Origin of the sequence: Micromonospora antibiotica, from assembly GCF_017599305.1 — a bacterium.
GTDB classification, from domain to species: Bacteria; Actinomycetota; Actinomycetes; order Mycobacteriales; family Micromonosporaceae; genus Micromonospora; species Micromonospora antibiotica.
The window spans coordinates 59,391-73,752 of the sequence record NZ_JAGFWR010000026.1; the positions used below are offsets into that span (position 1 = coordinate 59,391).

14 protein-coding genes are annotated in these 14,362 nt (G+C 73.8%); 4 read left to right on the top strand and 10 right to left on the bottom strand.

Going from position 1 to position 14,362, the window contains the following annotated elements:
- Positions 1 to 22: 22 nt before the first annotated feature.
- The 4 genes from holA to JQN83_RS27855 form a co-directional block, all read right to left on the bottom strand.
- Entirely contained in the window at positions 23 to 1,003 is a 981-nt protein-coding gene (gene holA / locus JQN83_RS27840; protein ID WP_208570124.1) for a DNA polymerase III subunit delta, read from the bottom strand.
- 225 nt (positions 1,004 to 1,228) lie between these two features.
- Positions 1,229 to 3,616 (bottom strand): ComEC/Rec2 family competence protein, encoded by a 2,388-nt coding sequence (locus JQN83_RS27845; protein ID WP_244253367.1) that lies wholly within the window; start codon positions 3,614 to 3,616, stop codon positions 1,229 to 1,231.
- Between the two features lie 20 nt (positions 3,617 to 3,636).
- Positions 3,637 to 4,437 (bottom strand): ComEA family DNA-binding protein, encoded by an 801-nt coding sequence (locus JQN83_RS27850; protein WP_208570150.1) that lies wholly within the window; start codon positions 4,435 to 4,437, stop codon positions 3,637 to 3,639.
- A gap of 404 nt (positions 4,438 to 4,841) precedes the next feature.
- Positions 4,842 to 5,096 carry a flavin reductase gene (locus tag JQN83_RS27855; protein ID WP_208570126.1) on the bottom strand — a complete coding sequence of 85 codons (255 nt, stop codon included), beginning with the start codon at positions 5,094 to 5,096 and terminating at the stop codon, positions 4,842 to 4,844.
- Positions 5,097 to 5,582: 486 nt separating this feature from the next.
- Between JQN83_RS27855 and JQN83_RS27860 the strand changes: the two genes are divergently transcribed.
- On the top strand, positions 5,583 to 6,392 hold the full coding sequence (locus tag JQN83_RS27860; protein ID WP_208570127.1) for a helix-turn-helix domain-containing protein: 810 nt from the start codon (positions 5,583 to 5,585) through the stop codon (positions 6,390 to 6,392).
- On the top strand, positions 6,379 to 6,567 hold the full coding sequence (locus JQN83_RS27865) for a DUF397 domain-containing protein (protein WP_208570128.1): 189 nt from the start codon (positions 6,379 to 6,381) through the stop codon (positions 6,565 to 6,567). Before JQN83_RS27860 ends, JQN83_RS27865 begins: the two co-directional genes overlap by 14 nt.
- A 147-nt stretch (positions 6,568 to 6,714) precedes the next feature.
- On the opposite strand, the gene JQN83_RS27870 is transcribed toward JQN83_RS27865, so the two are convergent.
- The 5 genes from JQN83_RS27870 to pepN all read right to left on the bottom strand — a co-directional run bounded on the left by JQN83_RS27870 (position 6,715) and on the right by pepN (position 11,940).
- A complete protein-coding gene (locus tag JQN83_RS27870; protein ID WP_208570129.1) occupies positions 6,715 to 7,566 on the bottom strand; it encodes a DegV family protein in 852 nt (283 codons plus the stop codon).
- A 48-nt stretch (positions 7,567 to 7,614) separates the two neighbouring features.
- Positions 7,615 to 8,244 (bottom strand): histidine phosphatase family protein, encoded by a 630-nt coding sequence (locus JQN83_RS27875; protein WP_208570130.1) that lies wholly within the window; start codon positions 8,242 to 8,244, stop codon positions 7,615 to 7,617.
- Positions 8,241 to 8,645, bottom strand: coding sequence for a ribosome silencing factor (rsfS, locus tag JQN83_RS27880; RefSeq protein ID WP_208570131.1), 405 nt, complete (start codon positions 8,643 to 8,645; stop codon positions 8,241 to 8,243). The genes JQN83_RS27875 and rsfS overlap by 4 nt, the downstream gene beginning before the upstream one ends.
- Before the next feature lie 110 nt (positions 8,646 to 8,755).
- Positions 8,756 to 9,352: a nicotinate-nucleotide adenylyltransferase gene (nadD, locus tag JQN83_RS27885; RefSeq protein ID WP_208570132.1), complete on the bottom strand. Its 597-nt coding sequence runs from the start codon at positions 9,350 to 9,352 to the stop codon at positions 8,756 to 8,758.
- A gap of 71 nt (positions 9,353 to 9,423) precedes the next feature.
- Entirely contained in the window at positions 9,424 to 11,940 is a 2,517-nt protein-coding gene (gene pepN, locus JQN83_RS27890; RefSeq protein WP_208570133.1) for an aminopeptidase N, read from the bottom strand.
- A gap of 66 nt (positions 11,941 to 12,006) precedes the next feature.
- Here pepN and JQN83_RS27895 point away from each other — a divergent pair, with 66 nt between their 5' ends.
- Positions 12,007 to 12,225, top strand: coding sequence for a DUF397 domain-containing protein (locus JQN83_RS27895; RefSeq protein ID WP_067312494.1), 219 nt, complete (start codon positions 12,007 to 12,009; stop codon positions 12,223 to 12,225).
- A 122-nt stretch (positions 12,226 to 12,347) separates the two neighbouring features.
- Here the strand turns inward: JQN83_RS27895 and JQN83_RS27900 are convergent, their stop codons facing one another.
- A complete protein-coding gene (locus JQN83_RS27900) occupies positions 12,348 to 12,740 on the bottom strand; it encodes a hypothetical protein (protein ID WP_208570134.1) in 393 nt (130 codons plus the stop codon).
- 228 nt (positions 12,741 to 12,968) lie between these two features.
- Here JQN83_RS27900 and JQN83_RS27905 point away from each other — a divergent pair, with 228 nt between their 5' ends.
- Positions 12,969 to 14,216: a cytochrome P450 gene (locus tag JQN83_RS27905; RefSeq protein ID WP_208570135.1), complete on the top strand. Its 1,248-nt coding sequence runs from the start codon at positions 12,969 to 12,971 to the stop codon at positions 14,214 to 14,216.
- Positions 14,217 to 14,362 lie beyond the last annotated feature (146 nt).

Here is a 14,362-nt window from a genome sequence, read left to right on the forward strand (position 1 = left end):
GCCGCCGGGCGGATCGGGCCGGTCACCGGGCGGTGCCCTGCCGGGCGGCGGCGACCGAGAAGACCGCCTTTTCCAGGGCGTACGCCCGGTCGTCGGCACCGCCCTTGACCGCCGCGTTGCACTCGGCCGCCGCCCGCATCGCCTCGACCAGCCCTTCCGGTGTCCAGCCCCGGGCCCGCTGCTGGGCATTCTTGATCTTCCAGGCGGGCATGCCGAGGGTGCTCGCCAACTGGTATGGATCACCCCGGCCGGCGGCTGCGACCCGGGCCACCGTCCGGACCCCGTCGGCGAGGGCGTCGGCGATCGGCACCGGGTCGACCCCGACGTGCAGCGCCCAGCGCAACGCCTCCAGCGCGGCGGGGACGTCGCCGATCATGGTGGCGTCGGCGACGGTGAAGCCGCTCACCTCGACCCGACCCCGGTAGTAGCGGGACACCGTGTCCGCGCCGATCCGCCCGTCGGTGTCGGCGATCAGCTGGGAGCAGGCGGCGGCCAACTCCCGCAGGTCGGTGCCGACGGCGGCGATCAACGCGTCGGCCGCGTCGTCGGTGCACCTGCCACCGCCCCGGCGGATCTCGTCGCGGACGAAAGCCACCCGCTCGCGGTGCCCCTTCAGCTTCGCCGCCGCGATGACCGTCGCCCCGGCGGCGCGTAGCCCGTCGGCGAACGCCTTGCCTTTGCCCCCGCCCAGGTGCAGCGCCACCAGCTGGACGTCCGGGTCGGGGTTCTTCGCGTAGCCGAGCAGGGCGGTGACCAGGTCCTTGCGGGCATCCTGGGCGGACCGCAACACCAGCACCCGCCGCCCGCCGAACAACGACGGGCTGAGCATCTCGGCGATCTCGCCGACGGCCAACGCCCCTGCCTGGTATTCCCGGACGTCGACCTCGGGGTCGACGCTACGGGCCTTCGCCACGGCTTCGCTCACCGCGCGCGTGGCGAGCAGCTCCTCGTCGCCGAGGACGAGCAGAATAGGAGCAAGGTCGACGCCGGTCACGTCGCTCATCTTGGCACGGCTCGGCGGCTGATCGCGCCTGCTCATCGACGGCTGCGACGGCCCACCCCGCACTCAGCGCAAATATAGACATTTACCTCAATTGTCGGGCAGTGGGCGCAATATGGCTCTGATTCCGGATTTCCCTTCACCTTCGTCCGGCCTGCCCCGGGCCGGCCAGCCGCCCACCCCACCAGCCGGGGCAGGCCCGGAAGCACCGTTTCGTCCCACCCCTGGTCAGCGGCGACCCGGGGACAGACCCCGGCCGACCACTGCCAGCCGGCCGGACCGCAGCACCACCGCCACGTCCCCGTCGGTGTCGGTACGCAACACCCGGGCACCGGCTCGGGTGAGCCGATCCAGGATCACCGGACTCGGATGGCCGTAGTCGTTGTCGGCTCCCACCGGCACCAACGCGACCACCGGCCGGACCGCATCGAGGAAGGCCGGCTCCTGGTATGCGCTGCCGTGGTGGGCCACCTTGAGCACCTCGGCCCGCAACGTCTGCGCCGGGGTCCGGTCCAGCAGTGCCCGCTGCTCCTCCGTCTCCGCGTCCCCCGGCAGCACGATGCGGACACCGGCCACGGTGGCCCGCAGGACGAGGGAGTTGTTGTTCGGGTCGGACCGGGTGCCCCGCATCGGATAGGGCGGACCGAGCGCGACCAACTCCACCCCACCCGACCGGTACGACCAGCCCGCCGCCGGCACCACCTGCCGCGCGGCACCGGCCGCGAGCGTCACCGACTCCCGTCCCGCCGCCGGCTCGGCCAACGCCGGGGCGACCACCATGGCCACCCGTCGGCCCCGGGACACCCCGGCCACACCCCCGACATGGTCGGCGTGGAAGTGGCTGACCACCAGCAGCGACACCTCCCGGATGCCGAGCCGGCGCAGGCAGCCGTCCACCGCCGACGGCTCCGGGCCGGCGTCCACCACCACCGCCCGGCCGGCCGTCACCGGCAGCACGAGGGCATCTCCCTGGCCGACGGCGCAGGCCACCACCACCCATCCGGGCGGCGGCCACCCGCCGGCGATCAGCCGGACCGGCAGGGTGCCCAGCACCACCGCCACCGCGCCGACCGCCACCAGCCGGCGGACCAACGGGCGGCGGACGGCCAGCAACAACCCCAGGGTCAGCCCGGCCAGCAGCAACGCGCCCGGCAGCCCGCCCGGCCAGGGCAGGGTGCCGGCCGGCAGACGGGCCCCGACCCGGGCCACGGTGACCAGCCACCAGGCCGGCCAGCTCGCCAACCAGGCGGTGAACTCCGCGCCGGCCGGCCACACCGGGGAGACGACCGCCGCTGCCACCCCCAGCACCGTGGCCGGGGCGATCGCCGGCACCACGAGCAGGTTCGCCGGTACGGCCACCAGGCTCACCGTGCCGGAAATGCCCGCCACCACCGGCCCACAGGCGAGCTGGGCCGCCGCCGGAACGGCGAGCGCCTCCGCCAACCCCGCCGGTACGCCCCGGCGACGCAGCCCGTCCCGCCAGCCCGGGGCGAGCAGCAGCAGCCCACCGGTGGCCAGGACGGACAGCGCGAAACCGGCGTCACCGGCCAGCTCCGGGTCGACCAGCACCAGCACGGCCACCGCCGCGGCCAACGCCGGCAGGGTCGCCCGGGGACGCCCGGCAGCCAACGCGGCCAGCCCGATCGCCCCCATGGTGGCCGCCCGGACCACGCTGGGCGAGGGGCGGACCAGGACGACGAAACCGAGCAGGGCGAGCCCACAGAGGATCACCGCCAGCCGGGGACCGGCCCGGACCCAGCGGGCCAGCAGCAGCACCGCGCCGACCACGATCGCCACGTTCGACCCGGACACCGCGTTGAGGTGGGTCATCCCGGTGGCCCGGAAGTCCTCCTCCACGGCGGCCGGCAACCGGCTGGTGTCCCCGACGACCAGGCCGGGCAGCAGACCACCCTGGTCGGGCGGGAGCGGGGCGCAGGCCCGTTGCAGACCGGCCCGCAGGGTGCCGGCGGCACGCTGGAGCCACGGCGGTGGCCCGTGCGGCACCGGTGGACCGGGCACGCTCAGCACGGCAGCGGTGAGATCACCGCCCCGGGGTGCGGCCAGCCGACCCTGGGCGGTCAGTCGCTGTCCGGGCAGCAGACCACGCCAGGTCGGGTCGGTGGCGAGCACGAGCACGCGTACCGGGGCCCGCAGGCGGTGCCCCTCGGGGTCGGTGAGCGTGGCCAGTTCCGCCGTGACGAGCAGGGTCGCCGGGCGGCCGGGTGCGCCGCGTACCGGGCGGGGATCGTCGCGGAGCACCAGGTCGGCGGTGACCCGGGCCCGGTCGTCGACCAGGGCACGCACCGGGGCGGCGTCCCGCACGTGCAGGCGGGCTCCGGTGGCGGTGCTGCCACAGACCACGCCGAGCAGCACGGCGACGGCGATCCAGCCGTACCGGCGGACCGGGGTGGCCGGGGTGCCCAGCACGCCGCACAGGTGCCCGGCGAGCAGCGCGGCGAGGACGGCGGCGGATGCGGCGAGCAGGACCGCCGTGCGGGTGGTGAGGTGCAGGCAGGTCAGCGCCGCCAGCCAGGCCGCCACCGCCAGCCCCGCCAGTCGCAGGTCGGGAACCCGATCGCTGGTGACCCCGTCAACGAGGACCGCGTTCCGGTCCAGGACCGGGTCGGGGCTCCCGGTCACACCGTCACCAGGTCCTTGAGCTGCTCGTACCGGGCATCGCCGATGCCGTCGACCTGACGCAGGTCGCCCACGCTGCGGAAGCCGCCCTGCTGGTCGCGGTGGGTGAGGATGCGTTGGGCGAGCACCGGACCGACCCCGGGCAACGCGTCGAGCTGCGCCAACGTGGCGGTGTTGAGGTTGACCCGACCACCCGGCACACCCCCGCCCGGCGCGGCTGGGCCGGCCGCAGCGGCGTCCGGCCCGGTCGCGCCGGGCGGGGCGGTCACGCCGACCAGGATCAGCTCGCCGTCGGCCACCTTCCGCGCCGGATTGAGCAACGCCACGTCGATGCCGGGCAGGGCACCGCCGGCCGCCTCGACCGCGTCGGCGACCCGCGCCCCGGCCGGCACCCGGACGAGCCCGGGGCGGCGTACCTTGCCGGCCACCGCCACCACCAGCTCACCTGTCGGCTTCGGGGCCGGGCCCGACGCGGACCCGGCGGAGGACTCCGGCCCGGCCACCGCCGTCGCCGTCGGGACCGGTTCCGCCTCGGGGCGCGACCGCCAGGCCCAGAACCCGGCACCGAGCACCACGACCACCGCCACGGCAGCCAACGCCCGGACACCGCGCCGGCCGGGGTCGAAGACAGCGGGGCCGGGCAGCCGACCGACCGACGCCGGGTCGTCACCGTCGGCGCGGGGCAGCCGGTCGGGGTCGAGTGCCTCGCGGCGGGACGCCCCACCACCCGGGGCCGGATCGTCCAGGTCTGCCTGACGCGACCGGTCGGCAGCGGGAAGGTCGACGACGCGCGCGCCCACCCCGGGTGAACCGCCGACGGGGAAACCACCGACCTCCGGTGAGGCGGCCCGGCGGGAGCTGGAGCCGCCGGCCGGGCCGGGCCGCCCGGCCGGCACCCCACCCGCGCCGTCGCCGGACGGTGCGCGAAGCCCGACCGCCGGCCGGTACGGGCGGGGTGGCGGCTCCGGCGGCCCCGCCGCCCGCACCGTCGACACTCCGTCGGTCAGCCGGTACAGCCGTCGCCGCACCATGGTTTCCTCATCCTCCGACACGGCGCGAGGTTAGGCCGACGGACGGCACCCGCTCAGCCCGACGGACGTCGGCTGTGGACGACGACCGGGGCTGTGGACAACCACCTGACCATGGCCGGGATCTGCTATGGCACGGGCAGGCAGGACGGGTCGGCCCGTACGTACACCGGCCCTCATCCTCGGGCCCGCGCCCAGGCGACGAAGCGGTCCGCCAGGTCCGCGTGCCGGTCGGGGTTGAGCTGGGTGAGTTGGCTCGCCGCCTCCTGCATCAGGGTGCCGAGGTAGACGAGCAGGGCGGTCCGGTTCCCCCGGTACTCGACGAGGAGCGCGAGCTTGGCCGGCTGGCACGGCCACTCCCTGCCGCAGTTGCGGCAGCGCCACAGCGGGCGCATGGCGACGTGCGGTACGGGCGGACGGACCACCGCCATCACCGCACCGTCGCGGCGCTGGCCCGCGCCTCGTCGTCGGTCAGGCCCAGGAACCACGACGGGCCGCTGACATCGCTCATGCCGCTCACCAGCGGCCCCCGTTCGCTCGCCACTCCCCGGCCAGGGTCAGCTCGTGGAGACGCCCCGCTCGGGGGTACGCGGCCGTCTGCTCGCTAGTCCAGGCCGGAGGAGCGCTACCGACCACTCGGTAGGGCGGGGTTCTCTCGGGCTTCCACCGCCGAATCAGGCGAAGCATCTCGACCTCCCTTGGAATTGGAAGGGGGTCGCTCCCATCCCCCTGGAAGGGAGCGACCCCACCGCGAAGCCGGCCCCAACACCGTCCTGTCGGAGCCGGCCCGCCTGAATGACAGTCTGGTGAGGGCGGGGCTACTGTCGGAAGTCTTGAGCCCGAGAGCCGGCGAGGGTCTGGAGATCATCAAGCGAAGCAGGCGACGCCTGGCGGCCTTGGAGGATGACTGGAGAGCCATGGAACACGAAGAGACTGCGGATCTCATCCGCTGCCAGCTCCGCAGGCAGCGCTCCCTGACCAGCCTGAGTCAGGAGGACTTTGGCCGGCGCATGAACTACTCGGCGTCGACCGTGTCCGCCGTGGAGACAGGGACCCGAGCCATGGACCTGCCGTTTGCGAAGCGCGCCGACGAGGTGCTGGAAACCGGTGGCCTGTTCGTGTCCCTGCTCCGGGCGGCGCAGCGCGACGGCCAGCCATCGTGGTTTCGGCCCTGGCTGGACGCCGAGCGGGTCGCAACGCAGCTCCGCCTGTTCGAACTGGCGTTGGTCCCCGGCCTGCTCCAGACAGAGAACTACGCCCGCGCAGTGCTGCGACTCAACGACACGCTCAGCTCGCAGGACGTCGAGGAGCGGGTGGCCTCCCGGCTGGAGCGTCAGAAGATCCTGACCCGCGAGGCAGCTCCGCAGGTGGTGATCGTGCTCGACCAAGCGGCGCTGACCCGGTTGGACGAAGAGGTGGCCGGCATCATGGCCGAGCAGATCGCCCACATCGCCGCACTGACCGAGCTGCCGAACGTGCACATCCATGTCATCCCGTCGACCACGGCCCTGCACATCGGGCTGTCCGGCCCGTTCGCCCTGGCCCGGTCCGCAGACGGCGCATGGGTGGGTCACCTGGAGAATCAGCTTGGCGGGGTTGTCGTGGCCCAGGAAGATGGGGTGGCTACCCTCCTAGCGAGGTGGGAGTGCGTTCGGAACGAAACGCTCCCGCGCCGGCAGTCCATCGACCTGATCAAGGAAGTGCAGAGCCAACATGGACCTCACTAACTCGAAGTGGCGCAAGTCCAGCCGTAGCGGATCGAGCGGCGGCAACTGTGTCGAGGTTGCCGACAACCTGCCCGGTGTCGTGGCCGTCCGCGACAGCAAGGACCCGTTCGGCCCGGTGCTGGCCTTCGACCCGACGACCTGGCGGTCGTTCGTCGGGTTCGCCAAGCGCGCCTGACCCGACGCGAGACTGCCCCCTCAGCCGCGCGCTGAGGGGGCCGATTCCGTGTGCGGCGCTACCGGGCGGGACCCGGGCCGGCGTTGCAGCACCGCCGACACCCGTTCCCGCGCACTGCGGCTCAGTGCTACTCATCCACCCCGCACGTCAGGCCGGCCGGCGGTGGACCACGACACTGGCCAGTCCCGGTCCGGCGTGGGCGGCGACCACCGCACCCGCCTCGGAGGCGTAGGTGTCGTGCAGGCGGTCGCCGAGCCGGGCGGTGAGCGCCTCGACCAACTGCTGGGCGCGTTGCGGGGCGGCGAGGTGGTGCACCCCGAGGTCCACGTCGGCGTTGCCGGCTGCCTCGACGGCCAGGTCGATCAGGCGGGCCACTCCCCGGCTGGCGGTACGCACCTTGTCGCGTACCACGATCGCGCCGTCGGGCATGTGCATGATCGGTTTGACTGACAGGGCGGTGCCGAGCAGGGCCTCGGCCGCGTTGATCCGGCCGCCCCGGCGCAGGAACTCCAGCGTGTCGACATAGAAGAAGATGGTCGTCCGGTCGACGGCGGCCAGCGCTGCGGCGCGTACCCCGGCCAGGTCGGCACCGGTCTCGGCGGCCGTGGCGGCGGCGAGCACCGGGAAGCCGAGCCCCATCCCGGCGGACCGGCTGTCGACGACCTCGACGCGGTCACCGACCTCGGCGGCGGCGAGCCGGGCCGCCGCCACCGTGCCGGACAGCTCCGCCGACAGGTGCACCGACACCACCCCGTCCGCACCGTCGGCCAGCAACCGCCGGTACGTCGTGACGAACTGGGCCGGCGACGGTCGGGACGTGCTCACCGAGACCCGCCGACCGCCGAGTGCCCGGGTGGCGTCGGCGGGGAGGGTCTCCACCCCCTCCAGCCCCTCCGCTCCGTTGAGCACGACGGTCAACGGCACCACGGTCAACCGGTGCGCCCGCACCGGCTCGGGGGGCAGGTAGGCGGTGGAGTCGGTGACGACCGCGACGGACATGACCGGCACGCTAGCCGATGCCGGGGCGGGTCGCCCGCGCCGGCCGGCTCAGACCGGCTCGGACGACGCCGGCCGGGCCGGCGGGCCGACGTTGTGGGCGCGCAGGTGCCAGCCTCGGACGTCGTTGCGACGCAGCTCGGTCCAGTGGCAGTTGGCCAGTGCGCCGACGCTGCGCAGCACGTCATGGTCCCAGCCGAGCAGGTGACCGACGCCCTGCCGGGCCGCGCCGCCGTGGGTGGCGACCACGACCGTGCCACCGTCGGCCAGCTCGACGGCGGCCAGCAGCGCCGTACCGACGCGCTTGCCGAGGTCGTCGAGGGGTTCGATGCCCGCGCCCGGGTCCGGGTCGCCGGCCCGCCAGCGGGCGTACTCGGTGGGGAACCGTTCGGCCGCGTCGGTCAGGGCGAGGCCCTGCCAGTGGCCGAAGTGGCGTTCCCGCAGCCTCGCGTCGGGGCGTACCGGATGGCCGGTGAGCTGGGCGAGCGCGGCGGCGGTGTCGGCGGCACGGCAGAGGTCGGAGGCGACGACGACGTCCGGGCGCAGCGCCGCGAGCAGCGGCGCGGCGCTACGGGCCTGCTCCCGGCCGAGGTCGTTGAGGGGTACGTCGGTCTGCCCCTGGACCCGGCCGGCAGCATTCCAGTCGGTGTTGCCGTGCCGCCAGATGATCAGGCGGGTCATTCGGCGGCGGCACCCGTGGCGTCGGCGTCGACCAGGTCGCGGTCGACGAACGGGAGCTGCGGGCAGTCCTTCCAGAGCCGGTCTAGGGCGTAGAACTCGCGCTCCTCGGTGTGCTGGACGTGGACCACCATGTCGACGTAGTCGAGCAGCACCCAGCGGCCACCGCGCTCGCCCTCGCGGCGGAGCGGCTTGGCCTTCTCGGGCAGCTCCAGCAACCGCTCCTCGATGGCGTCGACGATGGCCATCACCTGGCGCTCGTTGGGCGCCGAGGCCACCAGGAACGCGTCGGTGATGGCGAGCTGGTCACCCACGTCGATGATGACGATGTCCTGCGCCTTTTTGTCGGCCGCAGCCTGGGCGGCGGCCATCGCCAGCTCGTGAGCGCGTTCGGAAACTGTCACCGTTCTCCTTCGATCAACCGTGCGACCCGTCAAGCGTCTCACACCCGACGCGGAGACGACTTGTCAGTTCTGGCCGGTTACCGGGATGAACTGGCGGTTACCGGGCGGAATCACTGCTGGTAGAGCCGTCGTTTTGCGATGTACTGCACCACACCGTCGGGCACCAGATACCAGACCGGTTCCCCCCGACCGACCCGGTCGCGGCAGTCGGTCGACGAGATCGCCATCGCGGGCACCTGCACCAGGCTGACCGTGTCGGCGGGCAGGTGCTCGTCGGTCAACGCGAACCCGGGCCGGGTGACGCCGATGAAGTGGGCCAACGCGAAGATCTCGTCCAGGTCTTTCCAGGACAGGATCCGCTCCAGCGCGTCCGCGCCGGTGATGAAGTGCAGCTGCGCCTTCGGGCCGTACTCGTGGTGCAGGTCACGCAGGGTGTCGACGGTGTAGGTGGGGCCACCACGGTCGATGTCGACCCGACTGACCTGGAAACGCGGGTTGGAGGCGGTGGCGATGACCGTCATCAGGTAACGGTCCTCGGCCGGGCTGACCGGGGTGTCCGCCTTCTGCCACGGCTGGCCGGTCGGCACGAAGACCACCTCGTCCAGGCCGAACCGGTCCGCCACCTCGCTGGCCGCCACGAGGTGGCCGTGATGGATCGGGTCGAAGGTGCCGCCCATGATGCCGATCCGCCGGATGTCGTCCTCCACCCGATGATCGTAGGCCCGGCCCACCCCGCCTGAGCGGCCGGTGGGGATGCCGGGCATCCCCACCGGCCCCGTCAGGCACCGGCAGCGGCGACCGCCGTCCGGGCGACCAGCGCCCGGCGCAGGTCGTCGGCGGCGTCGACGACGCTGCGGCGCAGCCCGGGGGTGAGGTCGTCCCGGCTGAGCAGGGCCGCGGCCGAGTCCAGGGTGGGCTGGGCCACGGCGTACCGGGGGAAGGCCAGCCGGGCGACCCGTTCGGCCACCCAGGCGGTACGCCGTCGCGCCGCCGCCGGCATCTCGGTGAAGTACCGGTCGACGTACGTGCCGGTCAGCTCGGCCTGCTCGGGTTGCCAGAACCCTTCGGCCGCCGCCTCGACGAGCCGGTTGGAGCAGCTGGTGTCCCGGGTGATGATCTCCCAGGCGGCGTCCTTCGCGGCCACCTCGGGCCGGGCCGCCCGGCACCGGGCCGCCCGCTCGGCACCGGTGGCGCTGCGGTCGGCCGACGCCTCGGCGGCGATCTCGGGCTCACCGGCCGCACCCAGCACCACCAGCCGGTGCAGCAGCGCCCAGCGCAGCTCGGCGTCGACGGCCAGCCCGGCCGGCACCTCCCGGCCCGTCAGCCACCCGGCCAGCAGGTCGGCGTCGGCGGTGGTGGAGAGCAGCCCCCGGGCGGCGGCCAGTTGCAGCGAACCGCCGGCCGGGGCGGTGTCGAGCAGCGCGGCGCAGGCCTCGGCCGTCCGCAGCAGGGCGGCGTCGCGGGCGAGCGGGTCGAGGTAGCGGTCGACCAGGTTGCGACTGCGGGCGAGCACGCTCTCGGCGACGGCCACCTCGGTCTCGGCGGGCAGGGCCACCGTCAGCAACGACACCACCGCCGACACCGGCCGCTCGCCGTCGGTCGCCGCGTCCAACGACTCCTCCCAGAGCAGGGCGCGGGCCAGCGGGTCGGTGAGCGTGGGCAGCACGGTGCCGACCGCGTCCGCCGACGCCGGGTCGAGCCGGATCTTGGCGAAGGTGAGGTCACCGTCGTTGGGCAGGAGCAGGCCCTCGGCGACCCGACCGGCCAGCTCGGGCAGCTCGGTGCGCCCCCGGTCGGCGGCCGGGTCGAGGTCGACCTCGATCCGTTCGGCCGCGCCGTCGGGGGTGTACCGGCCGACGGCGATCCGGTGCGGGCGCAGCACCGGGTACTCCTGCGGCGCGGTCTGCACCACCGCCACCGAGGACCACCGGCCGTCGGCGTCCACCGAGGTCTCCGTCCGCAGCGTGTTGACCTGCGGTTGACGCAGCCACCGGTCGGCCCAGTCGGTGAGGTCCCGCCCGCTGGCGGCGCTGAGGTTGGCGAGCAGGTCGGCCAGGGTGGCGTTGCCGAAGCGGTGGGCGGCGAAGTGCCGGTTGAGCCCGGCCAGGAAGGCGTCGTCGCCGAGCCAGGCGACGAGCTGGCGGAGCACGCTGGCGCCCTTGGCGTACGAGATGCCGTCGAAGTTGAGCAGGCCCTGGGCGGCGTCGGCGACCTCGTCCGGAGCGACCGGATGGGTGGACGGGCGCTGGTCGGCGGCGTACCCCCAGGCCTTGCGGCGGATCGCGAAGGTCGTCCAGGCCCGGTCGAACCGGGTCGCCTCGGCGGTGACCCGGTTGCCCAGGTACTCGGCGAAGGACTCGTTGAGCCACAGGTCGTCCCACCAGCGCATGGTGACCAGGTCACCGAACCACATGTGGGCCATCTCGTGGGCGATGGTGGTGGCCCGCTGCTCCCGCTCGCTGTCGGTGACCGCCGAGCGGAAGACGTCGTCGTCGCGGATGGTGACCAGGCCAGGGTTCTCCATCGCCCCGGCGTTGAACTCCGGCACGAACGCCTGGTCGTACTTGACGAACGGGTAGGGCTCGGCGAAGAGCTGGTGGAAGCGGTCCAGGCACTGCTTGGTGACGGTGAGGATCTCGTCGAGGTCGGCGTCGAGGTGGGTGGCCAACGACTGCCGGCAGTAGACGCCGAGCGGGATGCCGTCGTGGTCGTCCCGCCGGACGTGCCAGGGGCCGGCGATCAGCGTGACGAAGTAGCTGGCCAGCGGCGCGGTGGGGGCGAACTCCCAGCGGCCCGGGGCCGGGTTGGCGGCGAGCGGGCCGTTGGCGGCCACCGTCCACTCTGGCGGGGCGGTCACCGCGAGAGTCACCGGGGCCTTGAGGTCGGGCTGGTCGAAGGCGGCGAAGATGCGCGGCGCCTCGTCCAGGAACGACATCGCATAGAGGTACGTCGCCCCGTCGGCCGGGTCGACGAACCGGTGCATCCCCTCACCGGTGTTGGAGTAGGCCATCTCGGCGGTGACCGTGAGGGTGTTCTCCGCCGCCAGCCCGCTGAGGGGGAACCGGCCGTCGGTGAGCGCTCCCAGGTCCAGCTCCCGGTCGTTGAGCCGGACCGTCTCCAGGGTCGCGGGCTTGACCTCGACGAAGGTCTCGGCACCGGCGGTGGCCCGGAACCGGATGGTGGTCGTCGACCGGAAGCGCTCCTCGCTACCGGTCAGATCGAGGTCCACCTGATAGGACTCGACATCGATCAGTGCGCGACGCGCGGTCGCCTCTACACGGGTCAGGCTCGGCATCCGCTTATCCTGCCCGACGGGGAGCCGGCCGGGCTTCCCGATACGCGCGGCAATGGAGGATCAACAATGGGTCAGCACCCCAAGGGCGACTTCGACCTGTCCCGGGCGGTCTGGCAGCGAGCCGAGGGAGACACCTCCGACAGCGCGGTCGAGGTGGCCTTCGTGGACGACCTGATCGGGATGCGCAACTCGGCCGAGCCGGACGGCCCGGTCCTGGTCTTCACCCAGGCCGAGTGGGACGCGTTCGTCGCAGGCGCGCAGGACGGCGAGTTCGACCTCGACTGAGCGCCGGACACCGACCCCCGGGCGGTAGGTGGCGAGACACCCTATCCCCGGGGGCACCGGCCCGGCGGGCGTCCGGCTGGCCATCGGGCGGCCGGCCGGTCGACCGGTGTCGGGCCCCCGACTCACCCGTCTCCCTCGCCCCAGCCGAGCCCGCCCGGACCGGGTGCGTAATGGAACCCCGGGTGGCCGGCGACGTCGACGCAACGCTCGCCGTCCGGGCCGACGACGTGACAGAAGAGCCGCTGCGCGGCCCGCCAGGAGCCGGCCGGTGACAGGGCGGCCGAGGCCAGCACCAGCTCCGGGCGGAGCAGGCTCAGTGCCTGCGCGTACGCCACCGCCGACTCCCGGGCCTGCTCCGGCCCGTCGGCGGCGAAACCCAGGTGCACGGTGAAGTGTCGGGGTGGCCGACGGGGACGCCGGATCAGCGGCTGATCCGGCGGGCGGACCCCACCCGGCCCACCGGGCAGGTCGACCAGCCGCCGCTCCCGCCAGTAGGGCGGTGTGTTCTCCCGCATCGGGCCTCCCCCGTCGTCGAACCGGCCCCCGTGGTGGCCGTACCGCTGAGCCAACCAGGTTTCCGGCGTCGCGGGAGGGGCCAGCGGTCGCCCGGCCACTGGCCCACAGCCGACCCGGCCCGCCGCGGTGTCGGGGCCGACCGGGGGGATTCAATGCCCCAAAACCGGGTAGAACACCCAAGGCCGACCAGCCGGGTCCGCCCACCGTCACCGCGTCAGGAGAGCCCGATGGCCACCACCCCGGCCGACCGCAGCCCGGAGAGCACCCTGGCGTTCTTCCGCGAGGGCTACCGGTTCATCAGCACCCGGTGCGAGCGCTACGACACCGACATCTTCACCGCGCGGCTGCTGCTGGAACCGACGATCTTCCTACGCGGGCGGGACGCGGCGGAGCTGTTCTACGACACCGAGCGGTTCCGGCGGGCCGGGGCGGCACCCAAGCGGGGCCAGCGGACGCTGACCGGGCAGGGCGGGGTGCAGGGCCTCGACGGCGCGGCCCACACCGACCGCAAGGCCATGTTCATGTCGATCATGACCCCGTCGGGCGTCGCGCGGCTCGGCCAACTCTTCGCCGACCAGTGGCGCACCCGACTGGCGAGCTGGGGTGGACCCGGCCCGGTGGTGCTGCGCGACGAGATCGGCCCACTGCTCCTGCGGGCCGTCTGCGCCTGGGCGGGCGTACCGCTGCCGGAGAGCGAGGTCGTCCGGCGCAACGCCCAGATGCAGGCCATGATCGACGGGCCGGCCGCACTGGGTCTCCGGCACTGGCGTGGGCTGCGCGGACGCCTGCGCGCCGAACGCTGGATCGCCGACGTGGTGGAGCGGGTACGCATCGGCACCCTGGCCGCGCCGGCGGGCAGCGCGCTGGCGGTCATCGCCGAACACCGCGACGCCCAGGGGCGGCTGCTGCCCCGCCGGGTCGCCGCGGTGGAACTGATCAACGTGCTGCGCCCCACCGTGGCCGTCGACCGGTACGTGGTCTTCGCCGCCCTGGCCCTGCACGACCACCCGGCCTGGCGGGACCGGGTCCGCACCGGCGACGAGCCGACCGAGTGGTTCGTCCAGGAGGTACGCCGCTACTACCCGTTCTTCCCGGTCGCCTTCGCCCGGGTGCGGCACTCCTTCGAGTGGCAGGGACACCACTTTCCCCAGGACCGCCGGGTGCTGCTCGACCTGTACGGCACCAACCACCACCCCCGGCTCTGGCCCGAACCGGAGCAGTTCCGCCCGGAGCGGTTCGCCGGCTGGCGCGACGACCCCTACGGTTTCGTGCCGCAGGGCGGAGGCAGCCACCTGGGCGGCCACCGCTGCGCCGGGGAGTGGATCACCATCGAGCTGATGAAACAGGCGGTCGGTCTGCTGGCCGGGGCGATGGACTACCAGGTGCCACCACAGGACCTGGCCCTGGACCTGTCCCGGGTCCCGACCCTGCCCCCCAGCGGCTTCGTGCTCACCGGCGTCCAGCGCGCCGACTGAGCCGCCCGGGCGCGGGATCGCCGGACACCGGCGGGTGAACCGAGGCGTACCGGGGAGCCACGCGGTTTGTCCCGGCGCGGGTGGGGGATGCCCGGGGACCGCCGTCACCGGGAGGACCCTTGCCCGCCACCGTCACCCGCCGGGCC